Consider the following 25,353-nt stretch of genomic DNA (forward strand, 5'->3'; position numbering starts at 1 on the left):
TACGACACCGGTACGAGACGTACCGCGTGCGGTCGGTGATGATCACCGACAGACTGGATACGCCCTGCCTCGTAGAGCGGGCAGGCGAGACGTGTCTCAGTCAGCATGATCCGAATCGGTTGGGATGATGGCAAATTGCAGTCACGCCACGCATCCCGACGTCAGTTTTGCCTGACGACCATAGCAAGCGGGAACCACCTGATCCATGCCGAACTCAGTAGTGAAACCGCTTAGCGCCGATGGTAGTGTGGGGTCTCCCCATGTGAGAGTAGGTCATCGTCAGGCATCTATCCCAAACCCCAGCCCAAAAGGCTGGGGTTTTTTCTTTATTGGTCAATGCAAAATCGGCCTAGGGGTGGTCTGTCGCTACCCAGTCGAGGGGAGTGGCTCCGCCTCGTTATCGGTGGCGCTGGAATTTCGCTAGAATGGCGCTTTTCTCGCTGGGCAATAATCCTTCATGAGCATCGGTGATCTGATACGCCTGCTGGGCGATGGCAATTATCACTCTGGTCAGCAGCTAGGCGAACATCTAGGTGTCTCGCGCACGGCTGTCTGGAAGCAGCTCAAGAAGCTGGAAGCAATGGATCTGCCACTGGAGGCAGTCAAGGGGCGCGGATACCGCCTGGTCAACTCGCTGGAGTCCATTGATGGCGCCAGCATCGTTGCGCAGCTTTCTGCCGGGCCTCGGCACCACCTCAAGCGGCTTTTCGTCGAGGATGTGCTCGACTCCACTAATACTTTCCTGCGTGATCGCTTTCGCCATGGCGCGGGCCATGGGGAAGTCTGCCTGGCCGAAAGTCAGACAGCGGGTCGAGGTCGTCGAGGCAAGGCCTGGAGTACCAGTTGGGGCGGTAGCCTCATTCTCTCCCTGGGTTGGCGATTCGAGTCTGGCGTGGCAGCGCTCGAGGGGCTGAGTCTAGCCGTTGGCGTGGTGCTGGCTGAGGTTATCGAGACACTTGGTGTCAATGTCGCATTGAAGTGGCCCAACGATGTTCTAATCGCCATCGGCGACGAGTGGCGTAAGCTCGCAGGCATCCTGCTCGAGGTGACCGGCGACGTCGAAGGGCCTTGTGAGGTAGTCATCGGTATCGGAGTAAACGTCTCGCTGAATGATGCCGTTCGGAAAGCCGCTGGACAACCTATAGGTGCGCTTGCAGACGTGATCGATTTTCCCTCTCGCAATCATGTCGCTGCGGCTCTAATCGAATCCTTGTTGACGATGCTGCCCGAGTTCGAACGGCAAGGCTTCAGCGCCTGGCGAGCGGAGTGGAACCGTAGGCATGCTTATGCTGGTCATGCCATTCGTATTCACCAGGGGAGTACGTCCTATACCGCCACGGCGATCGAAGTCGACCGGCAGGGCAACCTGATGGTGATGACGGACACCGGTGAACGGGCGCTGACTGGAGGCGAGATCAGCATTCGTCTGGAGGAGTAGTCCGCGACGGAAAGCCATTGTCGAAAAAGCATATTCACGCTTGCATTGAGTGCCTTCCTTTGACACAATGCGCCCCGCTTTGAACGCAAGGCCATCGGTGTGTGGCTCTGTTATTGTAGTAAAAACAGATGCTTGACATTGATGAGTGGTAGGGTAAAATCTGCCGCCGGTATGGAGAGGTTCCCGAGTGGCCAAAGGGAGCAGACTGTAAATCTGCCGCGAAAGCTTCGAAGGTTCGAATCCTTCCCTCTCCACCAGATTTTATGACAGAGTTTTACCGGTCTGTCTCGGTAAACTAGAGTCAGAGCGGGTAGGCGGGTATAGTTCAATGGTAGAACCTCAGCCTTCCAAGCTGATGGTGTGGGTTCGATTCCCACTACCCGCTCCATACTGTTGATGGTGATTTAAGCTCATGTAGCTCAGGGGTAGAGCACACCCTTGGTAAGGGTGAGGTCGACGGTTCAATTCCGTCCATGAGCTCCATTTTTTGTTGTCGAAAGATGCGTGAAGGCAAGCATTGGCTCGCTTTTTTGATGGCGAAAGAAAATGTGGTAATGGGATTGCTTTCCCAGGCGTTTCTCCGCTATCATTGCGCCCTCCTAATTTCCGGGTGATTCTCGGATGTGTAGTTGCAGGCCAGTAGCTCAATTGGCAGAGCAGCGGTCTCCAAAACCGCAGGTTGGGGGTTCGATTCCCTCCTGGCCTGCCAGTCTTCCCCAGGCTGGCTCGTATTGATACCTTGTCTTGTTCGGTTATTGCGCCTTGAGTTGAGGAGTTTTCATGAAGCACAACGCCGAGGTGCAGGAGTCACGCTACGATATCCCTAAATGGGTCGTCGTGGTGCTGCTGCTGGCAGTCGCGGTCGGCGGTAATGCCTGGTTCGCGGATCAGGCGCTGCTGTATCGCGTGCTGGGCGTCGTCGTCATTTGCGGCATCGCTGCAGCAGTTGCGTTGACCACGACGAAGGGGCGGGCGCTGATGGAACTTGCGCGTGGCTCCAAGCGCGAAATTCAGCGCGTTGTCTGGCCGACTCGACAAGAGACTATCCAAACGACGTTGATCGTATTGGCGGCCGTCCTGGTTGTGGGTCTGTTGCTGTGGCTTATCGATACCGTCCTTGGTTGGGCGATGTCCGGAATCATTGGCTAGGAGTTTTCATGTCCAAGCGTTGGTACGTCGTTCACGCTTATTCCGGTTTTGAGAAGCAGGTCATGCGTTCGCTGATCGAGCGCGTCAAGCTTTACGGTGTCGAGGATCAGTTCGGTGACATCCTGGTGCCAACCGAGGAAGTCGTCGAAATGCGTGACGGCAAGCGCCGCAAGAGCGAGCGCAAGTTCTATCCCGGCTATGTGCTGGTCGAGATGGAGATGAACGAACAGACTTGGCATCTGGTCAACGAAACGCCGCGTGTCATGGGCTTCATCGGTGGTACACCGGAAAAGCCCGCTGCGATCACCCAGAAAGAAGCGGACGCGATCTTGCGTCGGGTTCAGGATGGCACCGACAAGCCACGTCCCAAGACACTCTTCGAGCCAGGCGAGACCGTGCGTGTCGTCGATGGTCCCTTCGCCGACTTCAATGGCGTCGTAGAAGAGGTGAACTATGAAAAGAGTCGCCTGCAGGTCAGCGTGCTGATCTTTGGGCGCTCGACGCCGGTCGAGTTGGAATTTGTCCAGGTGGTCAAGGACTGACCGGCGCCGAAGAAGCCGCATTTACCGCAGCGCCTTCGGGTGCTGCGTTATCGTTGCCGGTCAATGCACCGGCTGAATAGGGGAGCCGCAAGGCGTCCGTACCCGACTGGAGTTCAAAATGGCTAAGAAAGTCCAGGCCTATATCAAGCTGCAAGTCGCAGCCGGTAAGGCCAATCCGAGTCCGCCCGTGGGCCCTGCGCTGGGTCAGCACGGTGTCAACATCATGGAATTCTGTAAGGCGTTCAACGCCGCGACTCAAGAAATTGAGCCGGGCTTGCCGACGCCGGTCGTGATCACGGTTTACAGCGACCGCAGCTTCACTTTCGTCACCAAGACGCCGCCGGCAGCTGTGCTGCTGAAGAAGGCCGCCGGTATCAAATCCGGTTCTGGTGTGCCGAACAAGACCAAGGTCGGCACCGTGACGCGTGAGCAGCTCGAAGAGATCGCCAAGACGAAGGAGCCGGATCTGACGGCTGCCAATCTTGAAGCCGCTGTTCGTACCATTGCTGGTAGTGCCCGCAGCATGGGCCTCAACGTGGAGGGCCTCTGATCATGGCAAAGCTGACAAAACGTGCTCAGATGATTCGCGAGAAGGTCGAGCCGGGCAAGGTCTACACCCTTGAAGAAGCCGTCGCTCTGCTTTCCGAGGTGTCCACGGTCAAGTTCAAGGAGGCTGTCGAGGTCTCTATCAACCTGGGTGTCGATCCGCGTAAATCCGACCAGGTCGTACGTGGTGCTACCGTGCTGCCGAACGGCACGGGTCGTGACGTCCGTGTTGCCGTGTTTGCTCAGGGCGCTGCCGCCGATGCCGCCAAGGAAGCCGGTGCCGACATCGTTGGCATGGAAGATCTGGCTGATGACGTCAAGAAGGGCAACATGAACTTCGACGTCGTCGTGGCTGCCCCGGACGCCATGCGTGTGGTCGGTCAGCTGGGCCAGATCCTGGGGCCGCGTGGCCTGATGCCGAACCCCAAGGTCGGCACCGTGACTCCCGACGTTGCGACAGCAGTCAAGAACGCCAAGGCGGGTCAGGTCCGCTTCCGTACCGACAAGAACGGCATTATCCATGCCTCTATCGGTAAGGTGGATTTTCCGGCCGACGCGCTCAAGGGCAACCTCGAAGCACTGGTCAACGACCTCAAGCGTCTCAAGCCGAGCACGTCCAAGGGTATCTATCTCAAGAAACTGACCCTGTCCAGCACGATGGGCCCGGGTCTGACCGTCGATCACAGCACTTTTGCGTGATTGCCGGCAACTAGGCAGTAACTTTGCGGTCCCCGTGCGCTGCCAGGACGATTCGCGTCGTCCTGGCAGAGTGGGGCGGGGCACCGTCAAAGACCGCAGGTGTCGGCACCAGTCGTCGACTTAATGCCCTGTAGAGGGGCCTGCGCAGATGGTGTTGCTCGCCGATTCAGGTGTGCAGCCATCATCCAAGACTTTCACCGATGTCGGGTGAAAGAGATGGTAACCACCGGGTCGCGACGTCGTCGCCCCGGCACGAAGGAGTAACCACTGTGCCACTAGCACTCGAAGGCAAAAAAGCGATTGTTGCCGAGGTCAGTGAAGCCGCTAAGGACGCTCTTTCCGTCGTAGTTGCCGATTCTCGCGGTGTCACCGTTGGCGCAATGACCGATTTGCGCAAGCAGGCTCGCGAGAATGGCGTCCAGATTCGTGTTGTCCGCAACACGCTGGCTCGCCGCGCGCTGTCAGGGACTTCATGGGAGTGCCTGAACGAGACTTTCTCAGGCCCCACGCTGCTGGCCTTCTCCTACGATCACCCCGGCGCTGCCGCGCGGCTGTTCAAGGAGTTCGGCAAGTCGCAGAAGGAATTTGAAGTCAAGGCGCTGGCTTACGAAGGGGAGATGATCCCGGCCGCCGATATCGACCGTCTGGCTACGTTGCCGACTTACGATGAAGCGATCGCCAAGCTGATGTCCGTCATGAAGGAAGCTTCTGCCGGCAAGCTGGTTCGTACTCTTGCAGCTCTTCGCGATCAAAAGCAGGAAGAAGCCGCCTGATCGGTGCCTGCTCGCGTAGACTGAGTCGACTATTGAATCAACGAGCACTTGGCCGATGCCGGCTGGGGCTCCGCAAAGTTTAGGAATTTGAAAATGGCACTTTCTCAAGAAGACATCATCAACGCCGTTGCCGAAATGTCCGTGATGGAAGTTGCGGAACTGGTTTCTGCAATGGAAGAAAAGTTCGGCGTTTCTGCTGCGGCTGCCGTCGTCGCGGGACCGGCCGGTGGTGACGCTGGTGCTGCCGAAGAGCAGACCGAATTCGCCCTGGTCCTGACCGCTGCTGGTGACAAGAAAGTCAACGTCATCAAGGTCGTCCGCGAAATCACCGGTCTGGGCCTGAAAGAAGCCAAGGGTGCTGTCGATGGCGCACCTGCCACGCTGAAAGAAGGTCTGTCCAAGGACGACGCTGAAGAAGCCAAGAAGAAGCTGGAAGAAGCTGGCGCTTCTGTGGAGCTCAAGTAACTCTGTGCTCACGGCTTCACGCGCTGTGTAAGCGCCACGGCTGGTGGCGGGCCTACCCGCTGCCGGCCTTTTTCTGTTTTTGCTAGCCTGGCGTTAGTACGCCTGACTCGGGGTCGACCTTCCGGGTTCAGGATTGTAGCCACTAGACGAATTCCGACGGCGAGCTCCCTTTTTCGGGAGGCTTGCCGTCAGCGCCTAACGGGGGTAGCCCGCGTTAGGAGAGCGCCGACCACGCACCGGTCACCCATGGTGAACAAGCTGGGGAATACAGATGGCTTACTCATACACTGAGAAAAAACGCATCCGCAAGGATTTCGGCAAACTGCCTCAAGTAATGGATGTGCCCTACCTGCTGGCCATCCAGCTTGATTCCTATTACGACTTCCTCCAGCAGGACCGGGCGCCGGAAGAGCGTCTCGAGACCGGTCTCCATGCGGCTTTCAAGTCCGTATTTCCGATCGAGAGCTTCTCGGGTAATGCGGCGCTCGAGTATGTCAGTTACCGCTTTGGCACGCCGGCTTTCGACGTCAAGGAGTGTCAGCTCCGTGGCGTGACCTATTCGGCACCGCTGCGTGTCAAGGTACGCCTGATCATCTATGACAAAGAGTCGTCGAACAAGGCCATCAAGGACATCAAGGAGCAGGAAGTCTACATGGGGGAAATCCCCCTGATGACCGAGAACGGTACCTTCGTCGTCAATGGTACCGAGCGTGTCATCGTTTCCCAGCTCCATCGTTCGCCGGGCGTGTTCTTCGATCATGACAAGGGCAAGAGCCACTCTTCCGGGAAGCTGCTCTATTCCGCGCGCATCATTCCTTATCGCGGCTCCTGGCTGGATTTCGAATTCGACCCGAAAGACAACGTCTTCGTGCGTATCGACCGTCGCCGCAAGCTGCCGGCGACCGTATTGATGCGCGCGCTCGGCATGAACGCCGAGGAAATTCTCGAGACGTTCTTCGAAACCAGCACCTTCCATATCGAGAGCGATGGTATTTACGTCGAGCTGGTGCCGTCGCGGCTGCGTGGTGAGACCGCAACCTTCGACATCAAGGATGGCGATGGCAATATCGTCGTCGAGGAAGGTCGCCGGATCACCCAGAAGCACATCCGCCAACTGGAAAATGCCGGACTCGAGCGTCTTCAGGTGCCGCTGGATTACCTGTTCGGCAAGACGCTGGCCAAGGATCAGGTCGACGCCAACACCGGTGAACTGATCTGTGAGTGCAACTCTGAGCTGACGCCGGAGCTGGTCGAGAAGCTGGGGCAGGGCGGCGTTACCAAGCTGGAAACGCTTTACACCAACGATCTCGACGCAGGCTCGTTCATCTCCGATACGCTGAAGGTGGATTCCACGCGCTCCGGCCTGGAAGCGCTGGTCGAAATCTATCGCATGATGCGCCCCGGCGAGCCGCCCACCAAGGAAGCGGCCGAGACGCTGTTCCACAACCTGTTCTTCTCCGAAGACCGCTATGACCTGTCTGGCGTCGGTCGGATGAAGTTCAACCGTCGTCTACGTCGTGATACCGATACGGGTTCCGGCGTGCTCGACAATCAGGACATCCTCGATGTCCTGAAGGAACTGATCAATATCCGTAACGGCTTCGGTGAAGTCGACGATATCGACCACCTTGGCAACCGTCGCATCCGTTGCGTCGGCGAGATGGCGGAAAACCAGTTCCGTGTCGGCCTGGTGCGCGTCGAGCGTGCGGTCAAGGAGCGTCTCTCCATGGCGGAGAGCGAAGGCCTGATGCCGCAGGATCTGATCAATGCCAAGCCGGTGGCGGCAGCCGTGAAGGAGTTCTTCGGCTCCTCTCAGCTGTCCCAGTTCATGGACCAGAACAACCCGCTTTCAGAGGTCACGCACAAGCGTCGTGTGTCCGCGCTCGGGCCGGGCGGTCTGACCCGTGAGCGCGCCGGCTTCGAGGTGCGCGACGTTCACGCCACGCACTACGGTCGTCTTTGCCCGATCGAGACGCCGGAAGGTCCGAACATCGGCCTGATCAACTCGCTGGCGACCTACTCCAAGACCAACAGCTACGGTTTCCTCGAGACACCGTACCGCAAGGTCGTGGATCGTCAGTTGACCGACGAGATCGTGCATCTGTCGGCGATCGAGGAAGGCGATTACATCATCGCCCAGGCTTCGGCGACGGTCGACGAAAGCAACAAGCTGATCGACGACCTGGTCCAGGTTCGCCACAAGGGTGAAACCACCTTCATGGCACCGGACAAGGTCACGCTGATGGACGTGTCGCCGCGTCAGGTCGTATCGGTCGCCGCTGCGCTGATTCCGTTCCTCGAGCACGATGATGCCAACCGCGCCCTGATGGGATCGAACATGCAGCGTCAGGCGGTACCGACCTTGCGTGCCGACAAGCCGCTCGTAGGTACCGGCATGGAGCGATTCGTCGCCCGTGACTCCGGCGTCTGCGCCGTGGCGCGCCGCGGTGGCGTGATCGACTCCGTCGACGCCAAGCGCATCGTTGTGCGTATCGACGAAGACGAGATCATCGGCGGTGAAGCCGGCGTCGATATCTACAACCTGACCAAGTACGTGCGTTCGAACCAGAACACCTGTCAGAACCAGCGTCCGATCGTGCGCCCGGGTGACAAGGTGGCGCGGGGCGACATCCTGGCCGACGGCCCGTCCGTCGACATGGGTGACCTGGCGCTGGGTCAGAACATGCGTCTCGCGTTCATGCCGTGGAACGGCTACAACTTCGAGGATTCCATCCTCGTCTCCGAACGCGTGGTCGAGGACGATCGTTTCACCACGATCCACATCCAGGAACTGACCTGTGTCTCTCGCGACACCAAGCTGGGCGCGGAAGAGATCACTTCCGATATTCCCAACGTGGGCGAGTCGGCACTGGGCAAGCTGGACGAAGCGGGTGTCGTCTACATCGGCGCCGAAGTCGGCGCTGGCGACATTCTGGTGGGCAAGGTCACGCCGAAGGGCGAAACCCAACTGACGCCGGAAGAGAAACTGCTGCGCGCGATCTTCGGCGAGAAGGCGTCCGACGTTAAGGACACCTCGCTGCGTGCGCCGACCGGCATGCGCGGTACTGTCATCGATGTCCAGGTGTTCACGCGCGACGGCGTCGAGAAGGATTCGCGTGCACTTTCCATCGAGCAGCAGCAGCTCGACGAAGTGCGCCGTGACCTGCAGGAGACCTACCGGATCGCCGAGGAGGCGACCTTCGAGCGTCTCAAGCGCACCCTGGAAGGTCAGGCGGTCAACGGCGGCCCGAAGCTGAAGAAGGGCGACGTGCTGAGCGAGGATTACCTCGACGAGCTGCCGCGCCAGCAGTGGTTCAAGCTGCGCATGCAGGACGAGTCTCTCAACGAGCTGCTGGCCCAGGCCGACGAACAGCTCGAGAACCGTCGCAAGGAGATGGACGAACGCTTCGAAGACAAGAAGCGCAAGCTCACTCAGGGCGACGACCTGGCACCGGGCGTGCTCAAGATCGTCAAGGTCTATCTGGCGGTCAAGCGTCGCATCCAGCCGGGTGACAAGATGGCCGGCCGTCACGGTAACAAGGGTGTCATCTCTGCGATCATGCCGATCGAGGACATGCCGTTCGACGATAACGGTCAGCCGGTCGACGTCGTGCTCAACCCGCTGGGCGTACCATCGCGCATGAACGTCGGTCAGATCCTCGAGACGCACCTGGGCATGGCGGCTCACGGTCTTGGCGTCAAGATCGACCGGATGCTGCGTGATGCGCGCGAGCAGCAGGTCAGCGAGATCCGCGGCTTCCTCAAGCAGGTCTACAACACCCAGGAAACGCGTCAGGAAGACATCGACTCCCTGACCGATGACGAGATCATCACCCTGGCCAAGAACCTGCGCGGCGGTGTGCCGATCGCCACACCGGTCTTCGACGGTGCCAAGGAGCACGAGATCAAGCATCTGCTGAGGCTTGCGGATCTACCGGACTCCGGTCAGATGACGCTCTATGACGGGCGTACCGGCGAGTCGTTCGATCGCCCGGTGACCGTGGGCTACATGTACATGCTGAAGCTCAACCACCTGGTCGATGACAAGATGCACGCGCGTTCCACCGGTTCCTACTCGCTGGTCACGCAGCAGCCGCTGGGTGGTAAGGCGCAGTTCGGCGGACAGCGCTTCGGTGAGATGGAAGTGTGGGCACTCGAGGCGTACGGCGCCGCCTACACCCTGCAGGAGATGCTCACCGTCAAGTCGGATGACGTCGAAGGTCGTACCAAGATGTACAAGAGCATCGTGGACGGCGACCACACCATGCAGGCCGGTATGCCGGAATCCTTCAATGTGCTGGTGAAGGAAATCCGCTCGCTGGGTATCGACATCGAATTGGAAAGCTAAGACCGGCACAGTCGATCGATAGCGACGGTTTGCGGGGCGAGCGAGTGATTCGCGGCCCCGCTCATGACAACTCCGCAACGGAGCGATCCCATGAAAGATTTGGTGAAAGTCCTCAAGTCACAGGCGCAATCTGACGAGTTCGACGCGATCAAGATCACGCTCGCGTCGCCGGAAATGATTCGCTCCTGGTCATACGGCGAAGTCAAGAAGCCGGAGACCATCAACTACCGTACGTTCAAACCGGAACGTGACGGGCTTTTCTGTGCCAAGATCTTCGGGCCGGTCAAGGATTACGAGTGCTTGTGCGGCAAGTACAAGCGCATGAAGCATCGCGGCATCATCTGCGAGAAGTGTGGCGTCGAAGTGACCAAGGCAGCGGTTCGCCGCGAGCGCATGGGTCACATCGAGCTGGCCTCGCCGGTCGCGCACATCTGGTTTTTGAAGTCGCTGCCGTCACGTATCGGCATGTTCCTGGACATGACACTGCGTGACATCGAGCGCGTGCTCTATTTCGAATCGTTCGTCGTGATCGACCCGGGCATGACCACCCTCGAGCGCGGTCAGCTGCTCAATGACGAGCAGTATTTCGAAGCGCTGGAAGAGTTCGGCGACGACTTCGACGCGCGCATGGGTGCCGAAGCGGTTCAGGCACTGCTCAAGGACATCGATCTGGAAGAAGAGATCGATCGTCTGCGCGAAGAGATCCCGCAGACCAACTCCGAGACCAAGATCAAGAAGCTTTCCAAGCGCCTCAAGCTGCTGGAAGCCTTCTACAAATCCGGCAACGCGCCGGCCTGGATGGTCATGGAAGTGCTGCCGGTACTGCCGCCGGATCTGCGTCCGCTGGTGCCGCTGGACGGCGGCCGTTTCGCGACCTCGGATCTCAACGATCTGTACCGCCGCGTCATCAACCGCAACAACCGTCTCAAGCGTCTGCTCGACCTCAATGCGCCGGACATCATCGTGCGCAACGAGAAGCGCATGCTGCAGGAATCGGTCGATGCGCTGCTCGACAACGGTCGTCGTGGTCGCGCCATCACCGGTTCCAACAAGCGTCCGTTGAAGTCGCTGGCCGACATGATCAAGGGCAAGCAGGGGCGTTTCCGTCAGAACCTGCTGGGCAAGCGCGTCGATTACTCCGGTCGTTCGGTCATTACCGTTGGTCCGACGTTGCGCCTGCATCAGTGTGGTCTGCCGAAGAAGATGGCGCTCGAGCTGTTCAAGCCGTTCATCTATTCCAAGCTGCAGGGCAGCGGGCAGGCGTCCACGATCAAGGCCGCCAAGAAGATGGTCGAGCGCGAGCTGCCGGAAGTTTGGGACATCCTCGCTGATGTCATCCGCGAGCATCCGGTACTGCTCAACCGCGCACCGACGCTGCACCGTCTCGGTATCCAGGCGTTCGAGCCGCTGTTGATCGAAGGCAAGGCGATTCAGTTGCACCCGCTGGTGTGTGCGGCTTACAACGCCGACTTCGACGGTGACCAGATGGCCGTTCACGTACCGCTGACGCTGGAATCCCAGCTCGAAGCGCGTGCGCTGATGATGTCGACCAACAACGTGCTGTCGCCGGCCAACGGCGAGCCGATCATTGTGCCGTCGCAGGACGTCGTGCTGGGTCTTTATTACATGACCCGTGAGCGCATCAACGCCAAGGGCGAAGGCAAGGCCTTTGCCAACCTCAACGAGCTGGATCGCGCTTTTGCGACCCAGAACGTGTCGCTGCACGCCCGGGTCAAGGTTCGTCTGACCGAGTGGCTGTCCGACGAGAAGGATGGTGAAGTTACCGAACTGACCGAGACGACCTCGATCAAGGACACCACGGTCGGCCGTGCGTTGCTGTTCCGCATTCTGCCGAAGGGTATGCCGTTCGAGCTCGTCGATCGTCCGATGAAAAAGAAGGCGATCTCCGGCCTGATCAACGAGGTCTACCGTCGTACCGGCCTGAAGGATGCGGTCATCTTCGCCGACCAGCTGATGTACACCGGCTTCCGTCTGGCGACATGGTCCGGTGCTTCCATCGGTGTCAACGACTTCGTCATTCCGGATGCGAAGGCGGAGATCGTCGATGCGGCCGAGGAAGAGGTCAAGGAAATCGAGGACCAGTTCTCCTCCGGTCTGGTGACCGCGGGCGAGAAGTACAACAAGGTCATCGATATCTGGTCCAAGGCCAACGACAAGGTGGCCAAGGCGATGATGGCGGGTATCTCGAAAGAGACCGTGACCGATCGTGACGGCAACGAAGTCGAGCAGGACTCGTTCAATAGCGTCTTCATCATGGCGGACTCCGGTGCTCGTGGTAGTGCGGCCCAGATTCGTCAGCTGGCTGGTATGCGCGGCCTGATGGCCAAGCCGGACGGCTCGATCATCGAAACGCCGATCACCGCCAACTTCCGTGAAGGTCTGAACGTACTTCAGTACTTCATCTCGACCCACGGTGCCCGTAAAGGTCTGGCGGATACGGCACTCAAGACGGCCAACTCCGGTTACCTGACGCGCCGTCTCGTCGATGTTGCCCAGGATCTGGTCATCACCGAAGAGGACTGCGGTACCCAGGAAGGGCTGACGCTGCACCCGGTGATCGAGGGCGGTGACGTCATCGTCTCTCTGGCGCAGCGCGTACTGGGCCGCGTCGTGGCGCAGGACGTCATCGATCCCCAGACCGAAGACGTGCTGATCGCCCGCGGCACCCTGCTGGACGAAGCCTGGTGCGAAGAGCTCGATACCATGGGTGTCGACGAGATCATCGTGCGCAGCCCGATCAGCTGTGAAACCGCACATGGTGTCTGTTCGGCCTGTTATGGTCGCGACCTGGCGCGTGGCCACCAGGCCAACATCGGCGAAGCGGTCGGCGTCATCGCGGCACAGTCCATCGGCGAGCCCGGCACGCAGCTGACCATGCGTACGTTCCACATCGGTGGTGCGGCATCCCGTGCCTCGGCAGTGGATAGCGTGCAGGTCAAGCACGGCGGCAGCGTGCGCCTGCATAACATCAAGTCGGTCGAGCGTGCCGACGGCAAGCTGATCGTGGTTTCTCGCTCCAGTGCCCTGGCCGTTGCCGACGATCATGGCCGTGAGCGCGAATACTACAAGCTGCCCTACGGTGCCGAGCTCTCCGTCAAGGATGGCGATCACGTCGAGGGTGGTCAGATCGTGGCGAAGTGGGATCCGCACACGCATCCGGTCGTTGCCGAAGTTCAGGGCAAGGCGCAGTTCACGGACATGACCGAAGGTCTGACCATGACGCGCACCGTCGATGAGATGACGGGTCTGTCGAACATCGAGGTGATCGAATCGGCCGCTCGTCCGGCGTCTGGTCGCGACAAGCGCCCGATGATCATGCTGGTCGGCGAAGACGGTCAGCACGTGACGCTGCCGGGCTCCAACACGCCGGTACAGTATCTGCTGCCGGGCCGCGCCATCGTCTCTGTCGAGAATGGTGCCGAGATCGGCGTCGGTGAGGTCATTGCCCGTATCCCGCTGGAGGCGTCCGGCAACAAGGACATCACCGGGGGTCTGCCGCGCGTCGCCGACCTGTTCGAGGCGCGCAAGCCGAAGGAGCCGTCCATCCTGGCCGAGATCAGCGGTACGATCAGTTTCGGCAAGGAGACCAAGGGCAAGCGTCGTCTGACGATCACGCCGGAAGAGGGCGATCCGTTGGAGATGCTGATCCCGAAGTGGCGTCAGATCGGCGTATTCGAGGGCGAAACGGTCGAGAAGGGCGAGGTCATCTCCGACGGCCCGAGCAACCCGCACGATATCCTGCGGCTGCTGGGCGTGGCGGAGCTGGCCAAGTACATCACCGTCGAGATCCAGGACGTCTATCGTCTGCAGGGCGTCAGCATCAACGACAAGCACATCGAGGTCATCGTGCGTCAGATGCTGCGCAAGGTCGAGATCACCGATGCCGGCGATTCGACCTTCATCCCGGGCGACCAGGTCGAACTGGTCCGCGTGCTCGAAGAAAATGCCCGTCTTGAGCAGGAAGAGAAGTTCCCGGCCAAGTACGAGCGTCTGCTGCTGGGTATCACCAAGGCATCGTTGGCGACCGAGTCGTTCATCTCCGCGGCTTCGTTCCAGGAGACGACTCGCGTGCTGACCGAAGCCGCTGTGACCGGCAAGCGCGACTATCTGCGCGGTCTGAAAGAAAACGTGGTGGTGGGTCGTCTGATCCCGGCCGGTACTGGTCTTGCCCACCATGACGAGCGGCGTCGCAAGCGCGAGGAATCCGAGCGCACGCTGCAGCCGTCGGCGTTCGATGTCGAGCAGGAGCTGGGTGCCCAGCTCACCGCGCTCGATGCCGATGACGACGATCTCTAAGTCGCGATTCCCTGACCACCTGCCTCTCGGGGCGGGTGGTCTTGACGGGTCTCACGACAACTGATTAGAATGCGCAGCCTTTATGCAGGGGAGGTGCAACCGGTCGACGCACAGGCCCAAGCACAACGACCCCGGCATAAGGCAAGGCAACCCATTGGAGTCAGCTAAACACTATGGCAACGATTAACCAGCTCGTGCGCAAGCCGCGCAAGCGCCCTGTCGCTACCAGCGACGTGCCGGCGCTGCAGGCTTGCCCGCAACGCCGTGGGGTCTGCACCCGCGTCTACACGACTACGCCCAAGAAGCCGAACTCGGCACTGCGTAAAGTGTGCCGCGTGCGCCTGACCAACGGCTATGAAGTCAGTTCTTACATCGGCGGTGAAGGCCACAACCTGCAGGAGCACTCCGTGGTCCTGATTCGTGGCGGCCGCGTCAAGGATTTGCCGGGTGTGCGTTATCACACCGTCCGTGGCGCCCTTGATACCTCCGGTGTCCAGAATCGTAAGCAAGGCCGTTCCAAATACGGCACCAAGCGTCCCAAGTCCTGATTCGGGCGCTTTTCAAATTCATTATCGGTCCGATAAGAGTAAGGTCGGCCCTTTTCGCTCACTAGCGACAAGCGGTGCCGGGTTTACCTGAACGACCCTTAACTAGAGGGCTTATCATGCCAAGAAGAAGAGTCGCCGCTAAGCGCGAGATCCTTCCCGATCCCAAGTTCGGAAGTGAGCGCCTGGCCAAGTTCATGAACCATCTGATGGTCAGCGGCAAGAAGTCCATAGCTGAGCGCATCGTCTACGGTGCGTTGGACAGGGTTGCCGAGCGTAACAACGAGGCGCCGCTGGACGTCTTTGATAAAGCGCTGGAAGCCATCCAGCCGATGGTCGAGGTCAAGTCCCGCCGTGTTGGTGGCGCGACTTATCAGGTCCCGGTCGAAGTTCGCCCGTCGCGTCGCCAGGCGCTTGCCATGCGCTGGCTGGTCGACGCTGCGCGCGGTCGCGGGGAAAAGACCATGGTGCAACGTCTCGCCGGCGAAATGCTGGATGCCGCCGAAGGCAAGGGCGCTGCTGTGAAGAAGCGTGAAGACGTGCACCGCATGGCAGATGCCAACAAGGCCTTCTCTCACTACCGCTTCTAAACAACGGGGACTTCCATCGTGGCACGAAAGACACCACTCAAGCGTTATCGCAATATCGGTATCGTTGCCCACGTCGACGCTGGTAAGACGACCACTACCGAGCGTGTCCTGTTCTACACCGGCCTTTCCCACAAGGTAGGCGAGGTTCATGAGGGCGCTGCCACCATGGACTGGATGGAGCAGGAGCAGGAGCGTGGCATCACGATCACCTCTGCTGCGACTACCTGCTTCTGGCAGGGCATGAACAAGCAGTTCGACGAACACCGTATCAACATCATCGATACGCCGGGACACGTCGACTTCACCATCGAAGTCGAGCGTTCCTTGCGCGTTCTGGATGGCGCCGTTGTCGTACTGTGCGGTTCTTCCGGCGTTCAGCCGCAGACCGAAACCGTCTGGCGTCAGGCCAACAAGTACGAAGTTCCGCGCATGGTGTTCGTCAACAAGATGGACCGTGCCGGCGCTGATTACTACATGGTGCTGGACCAGCTGAAGAATCGCCTGGGCGCCAACGTCGTTCCGATCCAGATCAACTGGGGTGCGGAAGACGAGTTCAAGGGCGTGGTCGATCTCATTCAGATGAAGGCCATTCTGTGGGACGAAGACAACTTCGGCATGAACTACGATCTGGTCGATATTCCGGCCGATCTGCAGGAAACCGCCGAAAAGTATCGTGAGCAGATGGTCGAGGCTGCCGCCGAAGCCAACGAAGAACTCATGGACAAGTACCTCGAAGAAGGCGACCTGTCCGTCGAGGAGATCAAGGCTGGCCTGCGTGCGCGCACTCTGGCCAACGAGATCGTTCTCGTCACCTGTGGCTCCGCGTTTAAGAACAAGGGCGTTCAGGCCGTTCTGGATGGCGTCATCGAGTACCTGCCGTCGCCGACCGAAGTCAAGGCGATCGAAGGTGAGCTCGACGACAAGGACGGCACCATCGCGACGCGTGAAGCCGACGACAATGCACCGTTCGCGGCGTTGGCATTCAAGATCGCGACCGACCCGTTCGTCGGTACGCTGACCTTCATGCGCGTCTATTCGGGCGTTCTGAAGTCTGGCGACAGCGTCTTCAACTCCGTGAAGTCGAAGAAAGAGCGCGTCGGTCGTATCGTTCAGATGCACGCCAACTCGCGCGAAGAGATCAAAGAGGTCTACGCTGGCGATATCGCAGCGTGCATCGGTCTCAAGGACGTCACGACAGGCGACACGCTGTGTGATCTGAACGACAAGATCATCCTGGAGCGTATGGAGTTTCCGGAGCCGGTCATCTCCGTCGCCGTCGAGCCGAAGTCCAAGCCCGACCAGGAGAAGATGGGCGTCGCCCTCGGCAAGCTGGCGCAGGAAGATCCGTCTTTCCGCGTGCAGACCGACGAAGAGACTGGTCAGACCATCATCTCGGGCATGGGCGAGTTGCACCTCGACATCATCGTCGATCGCATGCGTCGCGAGTTCAAGGTCGAGGCCAACATTGGCAAGCCGCAGGTTGCCTACCGCGAGACCATCCGCCAGTCGGTGGAACAGGAAGGCAAGTTCGTTCGTCAGTCTGGTGGTCGCGGCCAGTACGGTCACGTCTGGTTGCGCATCGAGCCGCTGACGGCCGAAGACAAGGGCGAGGACGAGGAGATGACCTTCAAGTTCGCGTCCGAGATCGTCGGTGGCGTCGTACCGAAAGAGTACGTGCCGGCCGTCGAAAAAGGGGCTTACGAACAGCTCAAGAACGGCGTCATCGCGGGTTACCCGATGATCGACGTCAAGGTCACGCTGTTCGACGGTTCCTACCACGACGTGGACTCCAACGAGACTGCGTTCAAGGTTGCCTCTTCCATGGCGATCAAAGAAGGTGCTCGTAAGGCTAAGGCCGTGTTGCTCGAGCCGGTGATGAAGGTCGAAGTCGTGACGCCCGAGGATTTCATGGGTGATGTCATGGGCGACCTCAACCGCCGTCGTGGCCTTGTGCAGGGCATGGATGACTCCTCTTCTGGCAAGGTCATTCGCGCCACGGTTCCGTTGGCTGAGATGTTCGGTTACGCGACCGATCTGCGTTCTCAGACCCAGGGACGCGCAAGCTACACCATGGAGTTTGCGAATTACGAAGAGGCGCCATCCAGCGTCGTTGATGCCGTCATCAATCAGAACGGTTAACCGTTAGCTAACGTAAAGAGGTTATAGCAGTGGCTAAGGAAAAATTTGAACGCTCCAAACCGCACGTCAACGTCGGCACCATCGGTCACGTCGACCACGGTAAGACGACTCTGACGGCAGCGCTGACTCGTGTTTCCGCCGAAGTCTTCGGTGGCGAATGGCGTCAGTTCGACTCTATCGACAACGCACCGGAAGAGCGTGAGCGCGGTATCACCATCGCGACCGCTCACGTCGAGTACCAGTCCGAAGTTCGCCATTACGCGCACGTCGACTGCCCGGGACACGCTGACTACGTCAAGAACATGATCACCGGTGCTGCCCAGATGGACGGCGCGATCCTGGTCTGTTCCGCTGCCGACGGCCCGATGCCGCAGACTCGCGAGCACATCCTGCTGTCTCGCCAGGTTGGCGTTCCGTACATCGTCGTGTTCCTGAACAAGGCCGACATGGTCGACGACGAAGAGCTGCTCGAGCTGGTCGAGATGGAAGTTCGCGAACTGCTGAGCGAGTACGACTTCCCGGGTGACGACACCCCGATCATCATCGGTTCTGCACTGATGGCGCTGGAAGGCAAGGATGACAACGGCATGGGTACTACCGCCGTTGCCAACCTGATCAAGTCTCTGGACGAGTACATTCCGGAGCCGGAGCGTGCCATCGATCAGCCGTTCCTGATGCCGATCGAAGACGTGTTCTCCATCTCCGGTCGCGGTACCGTCGTGACGGGTCGTGTCGAGCGCGGCATCGTCAAGACTGGCGACGAAGTCGAAATCGTCGGTATTCACGACACCACCAAGACGACCGTTACTGGCGTCGAGATGTTCCGCAAGCTGCTCGACGAAGGTCGTGCTGGCGAGAACGTGGGTGCGCTGCTGCGTGGTACCAAGCGTGATGACGTCGAGCGTGGTCAGGTTCTGGCCAAGCCGGGTACGATCAAGCCGCACACCAAGTTCGAAGCCGAAGTCTACGTGCTGTCCAAGGAAGAAGGTGGTCGTCACACGCCGTTCTTCAAGGGCTATCGTCCGCAGTTCTACTTCCGTACCACTGACGTTACCGGTACTTGTGAACTGCCGGAAGGTGTCGAGATGGTCATGCCGGGCGACAACGTCCAGATGGTCGTGACCCTGATCGCTCCGATCGCCATGGAAGACGGCCTGCGCTTCGCCATTCGCGAAGGCGGTCGTACCGTCGGCGCCGGCGTGGTTGCCAAGATCATCGAGTAAGCCTTTCGATGATTGCCAAAGAAGGGGCGCTTGCGCGCCCCTTTTTCTGTGTGGGTTTGATAGTCCCGATAGACGGTGTGTTTGACTCTCAATCGGGGCTCTCCTATAATGCGCGTCCTTTGAACGCGTGGGTCGACGGCTCGCGCCGTCAGCATCCAGTGGAGCATAAGGTAAATGCAGAACCAAAAGATTCGCATTCGGCTGAAAGCGTTTGACCATCGGCTGATCGATCAGTCGGCTCAGGAGATCGTGGATACAGCCAAGCGCACTGGCGCTCAGGTGCGTGGTCCGATCCCGCTGCCGACCAACCGCGAGCGTTACACCATCCTGATTTCACCGCACGTCAACAAGGACGCGCGCGATCAGTATGAGATTCGCACGCACAAGCGCGTTCTCGACATCGTCGAGCCGACGGAAAAGACCGTCGATGCGCTGATGAAGCTCGATCTTGCCGCTGGCGTAGACGTGCAGATTAAACTCGACTGAAACTAACACTAGACACTAGCGGACGTTGAGTTCACCAGCTTCCGCCGCGTCGTGAGACGCCACACAATGTGCTAGTGGAATGCTCTGGAAAGGGCAGCCATAGCGGGTGATAGCCCCGTACACTAAAGGAGACTGAACATGACTATCGGTTTGGTCGGTAAGAAGGCGGGCATGACCCGTGTCTTTACCGAAGATGGCGCATCCGTGCCCGTAACCGTTATCGAGGTTGAGCCTAACCGTATCGCTGGCGTCAAGACCGTTGAGTCTGACGGCTACCGCGCGGTGCAGGTTACAACTGGCTCCCGCAAAGCCAAGCACCTCTCCAAGGCGATTGCTGGTCAATACGCCAAGGCAGGTGTCGAGGCAGGCCGTTCCCTGATGGAGTTCCGTCTGACAGAAGACGATGAGACTCCGGAAGTGGGCGGTTCCTTCACCGTATCCCTCTTTGAAGCTGGTCAGAAAGTCGATGTGACCGGTACCTCCAAGGGTAAAGGCTTCCAAGGCGCCGTTAAGCGCTGGAATTTCCGCACCCAGGATAATACCCACGGTAACTCGCTGTCTCACCGTGCGCCGGGTTCCATCGGTCAGTGCCAGACTCCAGGTCGCGTTTTCAAGGGCAAGAAGATGGCCGGTCAGCTGGGTAACGAGCGTGTCACTGTCCAGACGCTGGAAGTGGTGCGTGTCGATACCGAGCGCAATCTGCTGTTGATCAAGGGCGCCGTGCCCGGTGCACCCGGCAGTGATGTCGTTGTGCGCAGTGCCGTGAAAGCTCGCTGAGGGGACTGAGACCGATGAATCTGAATCTCGTAGGTGCCGCAGGCACCGTCGAAGTGTCCGAAGAGACCTTTGGCAAAGACTTCAACGAAGCGCTGGTCCACCAGGTCGTCACCGCCTATCTGGCGGCAGGCCGTCAGGGTACCCGCGCTCAGAAGAACCGCTCCGACGTCCGTGGCGGCGGCAAAAAGCCGTGGCGCCAGAAGGGCACCGGTCGCGCACGCGCCGGCACCATTCGCTCGCCGCTGTGGCGTAGCGGTGGCGTGACGTTTGCCGCTCGCCCGCAGGACTACACGCAGAAGGTCAACCGCAAGATGTATCGTGCGGCCATGCGTTCGATCCTGTCCGAGCTGGTTCGTCAGGAGCGTCTGGTATTGGTCGAGGAGTTCGCCGTCGAGACCTCCAAGACCAAGCAGCTGGTTGGCAAGCTCAAGGAACTGGAGCTCGAGAAAGTGCTGATCGTCACCGAAGATCTCGACGAGAAGCTCTATCTGGCAGCGCGCAACATCCCCAACGTCGATGTCGTCGACGCTGCGGCCGCTGATCCGGTCAGTCTGGTCGCCTTCGACAAGGTGCTGATGACCGTCTCCGCTCTGCGTAAATTCGAGGAGAAGCTGGGATGAACCAGGAACGCGTATACAAGGTTCTGCTCGGACCTCACATGACCGAGAAGGCCGCTCTCGCCGCCGAGAACAATCAGTACCTGTTCAAAGTGGCCCAGGACGCGACCAAGCCCGAAATCAAGAAGGCAGTTGAAGCGCTTTTCGGCAAGAAAGTTGCCGGCGTTCAGGTGCTCAATGTCAAGGGCAAGACCAAACGCACTCGCTTCGGCATTGGTCTGCGCAAGGGTTACCGCAAGGCGTACGTGACCCTGGCTGCGGGCGAAACGCTCGAAGACTTCTCTGGCGCCGAGTAAGGCAGGAGTACGGATCATGGCAGTAGTCAAGACAAAACCCACGTCCGCCGGTCGTCGTCACGTCGTCAAAGTCGTCAACGACGAGCTCTACAAGGGCCGCGCCTATGGTGCGCTTGTCGAGAAGCAGTCGAAGTCGGGTGGGCGTAACAACAATGGCCGTATCACCACGCGTCACGTGGGTGGTGGTCATCGTCAGCATTATCGTTTGATCGATTTCAAGCGCATCAAGGATGGCATCAAGGCCGCCGTCGAGCGTATCGAATACGATCCGAACCGTAGCGCCAACATCGCGCTGCTGAAGTACATGGACGGCGAGCGTCGTTACATCATCGCGCCCAAGGCCCTCAAGGTCGGCGACGTGGTGGAGTCCGGTGTCAACGCCGCCATCAAGCGCGGAAACGCGCTGCCGCTGCGCAACATTCCGGTCGGTTCTACGGTGCATTGCATCGAACTGAAGCCGGGCAAGGGTGCGCAGATTGCCCGTAGTGCCGGTGCCAGCGCTCAGCTGGTTGCACGTGAAGGCAACTACGCGACTCTGCGTCTGCGTTCTGGCGAGATGCGCCGCGTGCTGTCCGAATGCCGCGCTACATTGGGTGAAGTGGGCAACTCCGAGCACAGCCTGCGTCAATTGGGCAAGGCCGGTGCGAAACGTTGGAGAGGGGTGCGCCCCACTGTTCGCGGTGTCGCAATGAACCCGGTGGATCACCCGCACGGTGGCGGTGAAGGCCGTACCAGTGGTGGTCGTCACCCGGTCAGCCCGTGGGGGATTCCCACCAAGGGCCACAAGACCCGCAAGAACAAGCGTACCGACAAGCTCATCGTTCGTCGCCGCAAGTCCAAGTAACAGACATTAAGAGGTAACGGCTGTGCCACGTTCACTGAAGAAAGGTCCTTTCATCGACCTTCATCTGTTGAAGAAGGTCGAAGTCGCAACGGAAAAGAACGATCGCAAACCGATCAAGACCTGGTCGCGTCGTTCGATGATCCTGCCCAACATGGTCGGGCTCACCATTGCGGTACATAACGGTCGCCAGCATGTCCCGGTGCATGTCTCCGAGGAAATGGTCGGCCACAAGTTGGGCGAGTTCGCTGCCACCCGCACCTATCGCGGTCACGCAGCGGACAAGAAAGCCAAACGGTAAGCCAAGAGGAATAAGAGATGGAAGTCGCTGCTAAGTTGCGTGGCGCGAGCTTATCCGCCCAGAAGGCCCGTTTGGTGGCTGACCAGGTGCGCGGTAAGCCGGTCGCCGAAGCGCTCGACGTGCTGACCTTCTCACCGAAGAAGGCCGCCAAGCTGGTCAAGAAGGTGTTGCAGTCCGCGATCGCCAATGCGGAAGAAAACAACGGCATGGACATCGACGAGCTGCGTGTCTCGACCATCTGTGTCGATGAGGGCATGACGCTCAAGCGCATTCAACCGCGCGCCAAAGGCCGTGCGGATCGCATTCTGAAGCGCACCTGCCACATCACCGTCAAGGTAGCCGAGAAGTAGGAGTCGACCAGATGGGTCAGAAAGTCAATCCAGTCGGTATCCGACTGGGCATCGTCAAGGATCACACCTCGGTCTGGTATGCCGAGCGTGGAGCCTATGCCGACAAGCTGAACAGCGATCTGGAAGTGCGTAGCTATCTCGAGGGGCGTTTGAAGAACGCTTCCGTGAGCCGCATTACCATCGAGCGTCCGGCCAACAACGCCCGGATCACCATTCACACTGCCCGTCCGGGCATCGTGATTGGCAAGAAGGGCGAGGACGTCGATCGTCTGCGTCAGGATGTCACCCGCATGATGGGTGTGCCGGTGCATGTCAACATCGAAGAAGTCCGCAAGCCGGAACTCGATGCCGCTCTGGTCGCGCAGAACATCGCCGGTCAGCTCGAGCGTCGCGTGATGTTCCGTCGCGCCATGAAGCGTGCCGTTCAGAACGCCATGCGTCTGGGTGCCGGCGGTATCAAGGTACAGCTCTCCGGTCGTCTGGGTGGTGCCGAGATCGCACGTACCGAGTGGTATCGCGAAGGTCGCGTGCCGCTTCATACACTGCGTGCCGATATCGATTACGCCACTTATGAAGCTCACACCACCTACGGCGTCATCGGCGTCAAGGTCTGGGTCTTCAAGGGCGAAATCCTCGGGGGCATCGAAGAGGTGCGTGCCAAGCAGAAGCAGCAGGCTCAGGCACCCGCACCGAAGAAGAAAGGTTCCAGGTAAGGGGAGACTGATCGATGTTGCAACCCAAGCGTACAAAGTTCCGCAAGGTGCAGAAAGGTCGTAACCGCGGCCTGGCGCATCGCGGCAGCAAGGTGAGCTTCGGGGACTTCGGTCTCAAAGCTACCGATCGCGGCCGTATCACCGCACGTCAGATCGAAGCGGGTCGTCGTGCCATTACCCGTCACGTCAAGCGTGGTGGCAAGATCTGGATCCGTGTATTCCCGGACAAGCCGATTACCAACAAGCCTCTCGAGGTTCGTATGGGTAAGGGTAAGGGTTCCGTCGAGTACTGGGTCGCTCAGATTCAGCCGGGCAGAGTACTTTACGAAATCGAGGGCGTCTCCGAAGAGCTGGCGCGTGAAGCCTTCTCTCTGGCAGCCCAGAAAATGCCCATCTCCACCACCTTTGTGAAACGGACGGTGATGTGATGAAAGCCAACGAAATGCGTGAAAAGTCAGTCGATGCGCTGCAGGAGCAGCTCTTCGAACTGCTCCGTGAGCAGTTCAATCTGCGCATGCAGAAGGCCACCGGCCAGCTGAGCCAGACGCATCTGCTGAAGCAGGTTCGTCGCGACATCGCTCGCGTCAAGACTGTGCTCAACCAGAAGTCAGGTGACCAATAATGGCTGAAGCAAGCAAAGCACGTACGCTCACCGGCAGGGTGGTGAGCGACAAGATGGAAAAATCGATTGTCGTATTGATCGAGCGCCGCGAGCGCCATCCGATCTACGGCAAGTACATGAAGCGCTCCACCAAGCTGCACGCCCACGACGAGTCGAATCAGGCCAAGGCCGGCGATCTGGTTTCCATTCAGGAATGCCGTCCGCTGTCCAAGAAGAAGGCCTGGACGTTGGTCGAGGTGGTCGAGCAGGCCAAGGGCTGAGCCCGACAGGCGCCTTCTGAACCAGTGCAGTCAGATTAGGTTTGGAGAAAACCAATGATTCAGACGCAGACAATGCTGGATGTCGCGGATAACAGCGGCGCGCGCCGGGTGCAGTGCATCAAGGTGCTGGGTGGTTCACACCGCCGTTACGCTCGCGTTGGCGACATCATTAAAGTGACGGTCAAAGAAGCCATCCCGCGGGGCAAGGTCAAGAAAGGCCAGGTCCTCAAGGCGGTGGTCGTGCGTACGCGTAGCGGTGTCCGTCGTAACGACGGTTCGCTGATTCGCTTCGATGGAAATGCGGCGGTTCTGTTGAATAACGCCAACGAACAGCCGATCGGTACCCGTATCTTCGGACCGGTAACTCGTGAACTGCGTAACGAGAAGTTCATGAAGATCATTTCCTTGGCGCCCGAAGTGCTGTAAGGAGCGAGGCGGATATGCACAAGATCAAACGTGACGACGAAGTCATCGTCATCGCCGGCAAGGACAAGGGTAAGCGTGGCACGATCAAGCGCGTCCTCGAAAACGATCGTTATGTCGTTTCGGGCGTGAACATGATCAAGCGCCACACCAAGCCCAATCCTATGGTTGGCAACCCGGGGGGTATCGTCGAGCGTGAGGCTCCGATCCATGCGTCCAATGTAGCCATCTTCAATGCGGAGACCGGCAAGGCGGATCGCGTCGGCTTCCAGCTACAGGAAGACGGTACCAAGGTACGTATCTACAAGTCGACGCAGAAGCAGATCGACGCCTAACGCGAGTCGGGTAGCAAAATGGCGAACTTGAAAGAACGTTATCAAAACGAGGTCATGGCTCAGCTCAAAGAGCAGTTCAGCTATGCCAACGTTATGCAGGTGCCCCGGATCACCAAGGTGACGCTGAACATGGGCATCGGCGAAGCGACCAGCGATAAAAAGCTGATCGACAACGCCATCGGCGACCTGGAGAAGCTCTCCGGTCAGAAGCCGGTGGTAACCAAGGCGCGCAAGTCCATCGCTGGCTTCAAGGTCCGCGAAGGCTGGCCGATCGGCGTCAAGGTGACGCTGCGCCGCGAAAGGATGTGGGAATTCCTGGACCGTCTGGTCAACATCGCGATTCCTCGCGTGCGTGACTTCCGCGGTCTGAATCCGAAATCCTTCGATGGCCGTGGCAACTACTCCATGGGCGTACGTGAGCAGATCATCTTTCCGGAGATCGAGTATGATAAGATCGACCGGATCCGGGGTCTGGATGTCACCATCACGACCAGCGCCATCACCGACGAAGAAGGTCGTGCGCTTCTCAGCGCGCTGAACTTCCCGTTCAAGCAATAA

Annotated in this window: 27 protein-coding genes, 4 tRNA genes and 1 rRNA gene; all 32 read left to right on the forward strand. The window is 59.3% G+C overall.

The annotated features are described in order from the left end of the window. Nucleotides 1–170: 170 nt before the first annotated feature. The 32 genes from rrf to rplE all read left to right on the forward strand — a co-directional run bounded on the left by rrf (nt 171) and on the right by rplE (nt 25,353). Nucleotides 171–285: ribosomal RNA gene (gene rrf / locus ACWHY3_RS00880) — 5S ribosomal RNA — on the forward strand. Nucleotides 286–457: 172 nt separating this feature from the next. After that, the gene (locus ACWHY3_RS00885; RefSeq protein WP_448127382.1) at nt 458–1,438 is read left to right on the forward strand and encodes a biotin--[acetyl-CoA-carboxylase] ligase; all 981 of its coding nucleotides are present in this window, start codon (nt 458–460) and stop codon (nt 1,436–1,438) included. 173 nt (nt 1,439–1,611) lie between these two features. Continuing rightward, nucleotides 1,612–1,695, forward strand: a tRNA-Tyr gene (locus ACWHY3_RS00890). Nucleotides 1,696–1,752: 57 nt separating this feature from the next. Further along, a tRNA-Gly gene (locus tag ACWHY3_RS00895) sits at nt 1,753–1,826 on the forward strand. Nucleotides 1,827–1,846: 20 nt separating this feature from the next. Further along, a tRNA-Thr gene (locus ACWHY3_RS00900) sits at nt 1,847–1,921 on the forward strand. A 150-nt stretch (nt 1,922–2,071) separates the two neighbouring features. After that, nucleotides 2,072–2,147: transfer RNA gene (locus ACWHY3_RS00905), tRNA-Trp, on the forward strand. A gap of 71 nt (nt 2,148–2,218) precedes the next feature. Beyond that, the gene (gene secE / locus ACWHY3_RS00910; RefSeq protein ID WP_448127383.1) at nt 2,219–2,587 is read left to right on the forward strand and encodes a preprotein translocase subunit SecE; all 369 of its coding nucleotides are present in this window, start codon (nt 2,219–2,221) and stop codon (nt 2,585–2,587) included. Between the two features lie 8 nt (nt 2,588–2,595). Further along, complete coding sequence (gene nusG, locus ACWHY3_RS00915) at nt 2,596–3,129, forward strand: transcription termination/antitermination protein NusG (RefSeq protein ID WP_071230695.1); 534 nt, start codon at nt 2,596–2,598, stop codon at nt 3,127–3,129. A 118-nt stretch (nt 3,130–3,247) separates the two neighbouring features. Beyond that, entirely contained in the window at nt 3,248–3,679 is a 432-nt protein-coding gene (rplK, locus tag ACWHY3_RS00920) for a 50S ribosomal protein L11 (protein ID WP_071230696.1), read from the forward strand. A gap of 2 nt (nt 3,680–3,681) precedes the next feature. Next, entirely contained in the window at nt 3,682–4,374 is a 693-nt protein-coding gene (rplA, locus tag ACWHY3_RS00925; protein WP_071230697.1) for a 50S ribosomal protein L1, read from the forward strand. Between the two features lie 269 nt (nt 4,375–4,643). Then, nucleotides 4,644–5,147: a 50S ribosomal protein L10 gene (gene rplJ, locus ACWHY3_RS00930; protein WP_071230698.1), complete on the forward strand. Its 504-nt coding sequence runs from the start codon at nt 4,644–4,646 to the stop codon at nt 5,145–5,147. A 93-nt stretch (nt 5,148–5,240) separates the two neighbouring features. Next, a complete protein-coding gene (rplL, locus tag ACWHY3_RS00935) occupies nt 5,241–5,612 on the forward strand; it encodes a 50S ribosomal protein L7/L12 (protein WP_071230699.1) in 372 nt (123 codons plus the stop codon). Nucleotides 5,613–5,883: 271 nt separating this feature from the next. Continuing rightward, complete coding sequence (rpoB, locus tag ACWHY3_RS00940; RefSeq protein WP_448127384.1) at nt 5,884–9,960, forward strand: DNA-directed RNA polymerase subunit beta; 4,077 nt, start codon at nt 5,884–5,886, stop codon at nt 9,958–9,960. 90 nt (nt 9,961–10,050) lie between these two features. Continuing rightward, nucleotides 10,051–14,277, forward strand: coding sequence for a DNA-directed RNA polymerase subunit beta' (gene rpoC, locus ACWHY3_RS00945; protein ID WP_332779724.1), 4,227 nt, complete (start codon nt 10,051–10,053; stop codon nt 14,275–14,277). Nucleotides 14,278–14,450: 173 nt separating this feature from the next. Continuing rightward, entirely contained in the window at nt 14,451–14,825 is a 375-nt protein-coding gene (rpsL, locus tag ACWHY3_RS00950) for a 30S ribosomal protein S12 (RefSeq protein ID WP_071230702.1), read from the forward strand. Nucleotides 14,826–14,941: 116 nt separating this feature from the next. Further along, entirely contained in the window at nt 14,942–15,412 is a 471-nt protein-coding gene (gene rpsG / locus ACWHY3_RS00955) for a 30S ribosomal protein S7 (RefSeq protein WP_071230703.1), read from the forward strand. Between the two features lie 18 nt (nt 15,413–15,430). Then, nucleotides 15,431–17,551: an elongation factor G gene (gene fusA / locus ACWHY3_RS00960; RefSeq protein ID WP_448127385.1), complete on the forward strand. Its 2,121-nt coding sequence runs from the start codon at nt 15,431–15,433 to the stop codon at nt 17,549–17,551. Nucleotides 17,552–17,580: 29 nt separating this feature from the next. Continuing rightward, entirely contained in the window at nt 17,581–18,774 is a 1,194-nt protein-coding gene (gene tuf, locus ACWHY3_RS00965) for an elongation factor Tu (RefSeq protein WP_087719761.1), read from the forward strand. A 174-nt stretch (nt 18,775–18,948) separates the two neighbouring features. After that, nucleotides 18,949–19,260, forward strand: coding sequence for a 30S ribosomal protein S10 (rpsJ, locus tag ACWHY3_RS00970; protein WP_035470365.1), 312 nt, complete (start codon nt 18,949–18,951; stop codon nt 19,258–19,260). Nucleotides 19,261–19,398: 138 nt separating this feature from the next. Further along, entirely contained in the window at nt 19,399–20,037 is a 639-nt protein-coding gene (rplC, locus tag ACWHY3_RS00975; protein WP_322528498.1) for a 50S ribosomal protein L3, read from the forward strand. 14 nt (nt 20,038–20,051) lie between these two features. After that, nucleotides 20,052–20,657: a 50S ribosomal protein L4 gene (rplD, locus tag ACWHY3_RS00980; RefSeq protein ID WP_087719763.1), complete on the forward strand. Its 606-nt coding sequence runs from the start codon at nt 20,052–20,054 to the stop codon at nt 20,655–20,657. Continuing rightward, nucleotides 20,654–20,950, forward strand: a complete 297-nt coding sequence (gene rplW / locus ACWHY3_RS00985; RefSeq protein ID WP_087719764.1) for a 50S ribosomal protein L23 — start codon at nt 20,654–20,656, stop codon at nt 20,948–20,950. Before rplD ends, rplW begins: the two co-directional genes overlap by 4 nt. A 16-nt stretch (nt 20,951–20,966) precedes the next feature. Then, entirely contained in the window at nt 20,967–21,794 is an 828-nt protein-coding gene (gene rplB, locus ACWHY3_RS00990) for a 50S ribosomal protein L2 (protein ID WP_448127386.1), read from the forward strand. Between the two features lie 22 nt (nt 21,795–21,816). Further along, entirely contained in the window at nt 21,817–22,092 is a 276-nt protein-coding gene (gene rpsS / locus ACWHY3_RS00995; RefSeq protein WP_071230710.1) for a 30S ribosomal protein S19, read from the forward strand. Between the two features lie 17 nt (nt 22,093–22,109). After that, the gene (gene rplV / locus ACWHY3_RS01000; protein ID WP_035470378.1) at nt 22,110–22,442 is read left to right on the forward strand and encodes a 50S ribosomal protein L22; all 333 of its coding nucleotides are present in this window, start codon (nt 22,110–22,112) and stop codon (nt 22,440–22,442) included. 11 nt (nt 22,443–22,453) lie between these two features. Continuing rightward, on the forward strand, nt 22,454–23,155 hold the full coding sequence (rpsC, locus tag ACWHY3_RS01005) for a 30S ribosomal protein S3 (RefSeq protein WP_087719766.1): 702 nt from the start codon (nt 22,454–22,456) through the stop codon (nt 23,153–23,155). 14 nt (nt 23,156–23,169) lie between these two features. Beyond that, nucleotides 23,170–23,583 (forward strand): 50S ribosomal protein L16, encoded by a 414-nt coding sequence (gene rplP, locus ACWHY3_RS01010; protein ID WP_071230712.1) that lies wholly within the window; start codon nt 23,170–23,172, stop codon nt 23,581–23,583. After that, nucleotides 23,583–23,777 (forward strand): 50S ribosomal protein L29, encoded by a 195-nt coding sequence (rpmC, locus tag ACWHY3_RS01015; protein ID WP_075563678.1) that lies wholly within the window; start codon nt 23,583–23,585, stop codon nt 23,775–23,777. The genes rplP and rpmC overlap by 1 nt, the downstream gene beginning before the upstream one ends. Further along, complete coding sequence (rpsQ, locus tag ACWHY3_RS01020) at nt 23,777–24,037, forward strand: 30S ribosomal protein S17 (protein WP_071230714.1); 261 nt, start codon at nt 23,777–23,779, stop codon at nt 24,035–24,037. The genes rpmC and rpsQ overlap by 1 nt, the downstream gene beginning before the upstream one ends. Nucleotides 24,038–24,091: 54 nt before the next feature. Then, entirely contained in the window at nt 24,092–24,463 is a 372-nt protein-coding gene (rplN, locus tag ACWHY3_RS01025; RefSeq protein WP_071230715.1) for a 50S ribosomal protein L14, read from the forward strand. A gap of 14 nt (nt 24,464–24,477) precedes the next feature. After that, nucleotides 24,478–24,795 carry a 50S ribosomal protein L24 gene (rplX, locus tag ACWHY3_RS01030; RefSeq protein ID WP_075563676.1) on the forward strand — a complete coding sequence of 106 codons (318 nt, stop codon included), beginning with the start codon at nt 24,478–24,480 and terminating at the stop codon, nt 24,793–24,795. An 18-nt stretch (nt 24,796–24,813) separates the two neighbouring features. After that, complete coding sequence (gene rplE, locus ACWHY3_RS01035; protein ID WP_071230717.1) at nt 24,814–25,353, forward strand: 50S ribosomal protein L5; 540 nt, start codon at nt 24,814–24,816, stop codon at nt 25,351–25,353.

The organism is Salinicola sp. NYA28a, from assembly GCF_976982775.1.

What these genes read in the sequence shown, in the direction of transcription:
- ACWHY3_RS00885 (WP_448127382.1), top strand. Translation starts at nt 458, where the DNA reads ATGAGCATCGGTGATCTGATACGCCTGCTGGGCGATGGCAATTATCAC.
- secE (WP_448127383.1), top strand. Translation starts at nt 2,219, where the DNA reads ATGAAGCACAACGCCGAGGTGCAGGAGTCACGCTACGATATCCCTAAA.
- nusG (WP_071230695.1), top strand. Translation starts at nt 2,596, where the DNA reads ATGTCCAAGCGTTGGTACGTCGTTCACGCTTATTCCGGTTTTGAGAAG.
- rplK (WP_071230696.1), top strand. Translation starts at nt 3,248, where the DNA reads ATGGCTAAGAAAGTCCAGGCCTATATCAAGCTGCAAGTCGCAGCCGGT.
- rplA (WP_071230697.1), top strand. Translation starts at nt 3,682, where the DNA reads ATGGCAAAGCTGACAAAACGTGCTCAGATGATTCGCGAGAAGGTCGAG.
- rplL (WP_071230699.1), top strand. Translation starts at nt 5,241, where the DNA reads ATGGCACTTTCTCAAGAAGACATCATCAACGCCGTTGCCGAAATGTCC.
- rpoB (WP_448127384.1), top strand. Translation starts at nt 5,884, where the DNA reads ATGGCTTACTCATACACTGAGAAAAAACGCATCCGCAAGGATTTCGGC.
- rpoC (WP_332779724.1), top strand. Translation starts at nt 10,051, where the DNA reads ATGAAAGATTTGGTGAAAGTCCTCAAGTCACAGGCGCAATCTGACGAG.
- rpsL (WP_071230702.1), top strand. Translation starts at nt 14,451, where the DNA reads ATGGCAACGATTAACCAGCTCGTGCGCAAGCCGCGCAAGCGCCCTGTC.
- rpsG (WP_071230703.1), top strand. Translation starts at nt 14,942, where the DNA reads ATGCCAAGAAGAAGAGTCGCCGCTAAGCGCGAGATCCTTCCCGATCCC.
- rpsJ (WP_035470365.1), top strand. Translation starts at nt 18,949, where the DNA reads ATGCAGAACCAAAAGATTCGCATTCGGCTGAAAGCGTTTGACCATCGG.
- rplC (WP_322528498.1), top strand. Translation starts at nt 19,399, where the DNA reads ATGACTATCGGTTTGGTCGGTAAGAAGGCGGGCATGACCCGTGTCTTT.
- rplD (WP_087719763.1), top strand. Translation starts at nt 20,052, where the DNA reads ATGAATCTGAATCTCGTAGGTGCCGCAGGCACCGTCGAAGTGTCCGAA.
- rplW (WP_087719764.1), top strand. Translation starts at nt 20,654, where the DNA reads ATGAACCAGGAACGCGTATACAAGGTTCTGCTCGGACCTCACATGACC.
- rplB (WP_448127386.1), top strand. Translation starts at nt 20,967, where the DNA reads ATGGCAGTAGTCAAGACAAAACCCACGTCCGCCGGTCGTCGTCACGTC.
- rplV (WP_035470378.1), top strand. Translation starts at nt 22,110, where the DNA reads ATGGAAGTCGCTGCTAAGTTGCGTGGCGCGAGCTTATCCGCCCAGAAG.
- rpsC (WP_087719766.1), top strand. Translation starts at nt 22,454, where the DNA reads ATGGGTCAGAAAGTCAATCCAGTCGGTATCCGACTGGGCATCGTCAAG.
- rplP (WP_071230712.1), top strand. Translation starts at nt 23,170, where the DNA reads ATGTTGCAACCCAAGCGTACAAAGTTCCGCAAGGTGCAGAAAGGTCGT.
- rpmC (WP_075563678.1), top strand. Translation starts at nt 23,583, where the DNA reads ATGAAAGCCAACGAAATGCGTGAAAAGTCAGTCGATGCGCTGCAGGAG.
- rpsQ (WP_071230714.1), top strand. Translation starts at nt 23,777, where the DNA reads ATGGCTGAAGCAAGCAAAGCACGTACGCTCACCGGCAGGGTGGTGAGC.
- rplN (WP_071230715.1), top strand. Translation starts at nt 24,092, where the DNA reads ATGATTCAGACGCAGACAATGCTGGATGTCGCGGATAACAGCGGCGCG.
- rplX (WP_075563676.1), top strand. Translation starts at nt 24,478, where the DNA reads ATGCACAAGATCAAACGTGACGACGAAGTCATCGTCATCGCCGGCAAG.
- rplE (WP_071230717.1), top strand. Translation starts at nt 24,814, where the DNA reads ATGGCGAACTTGAAAGAACGTTATCAAAACGAGGTCATGGCTCAGCTC.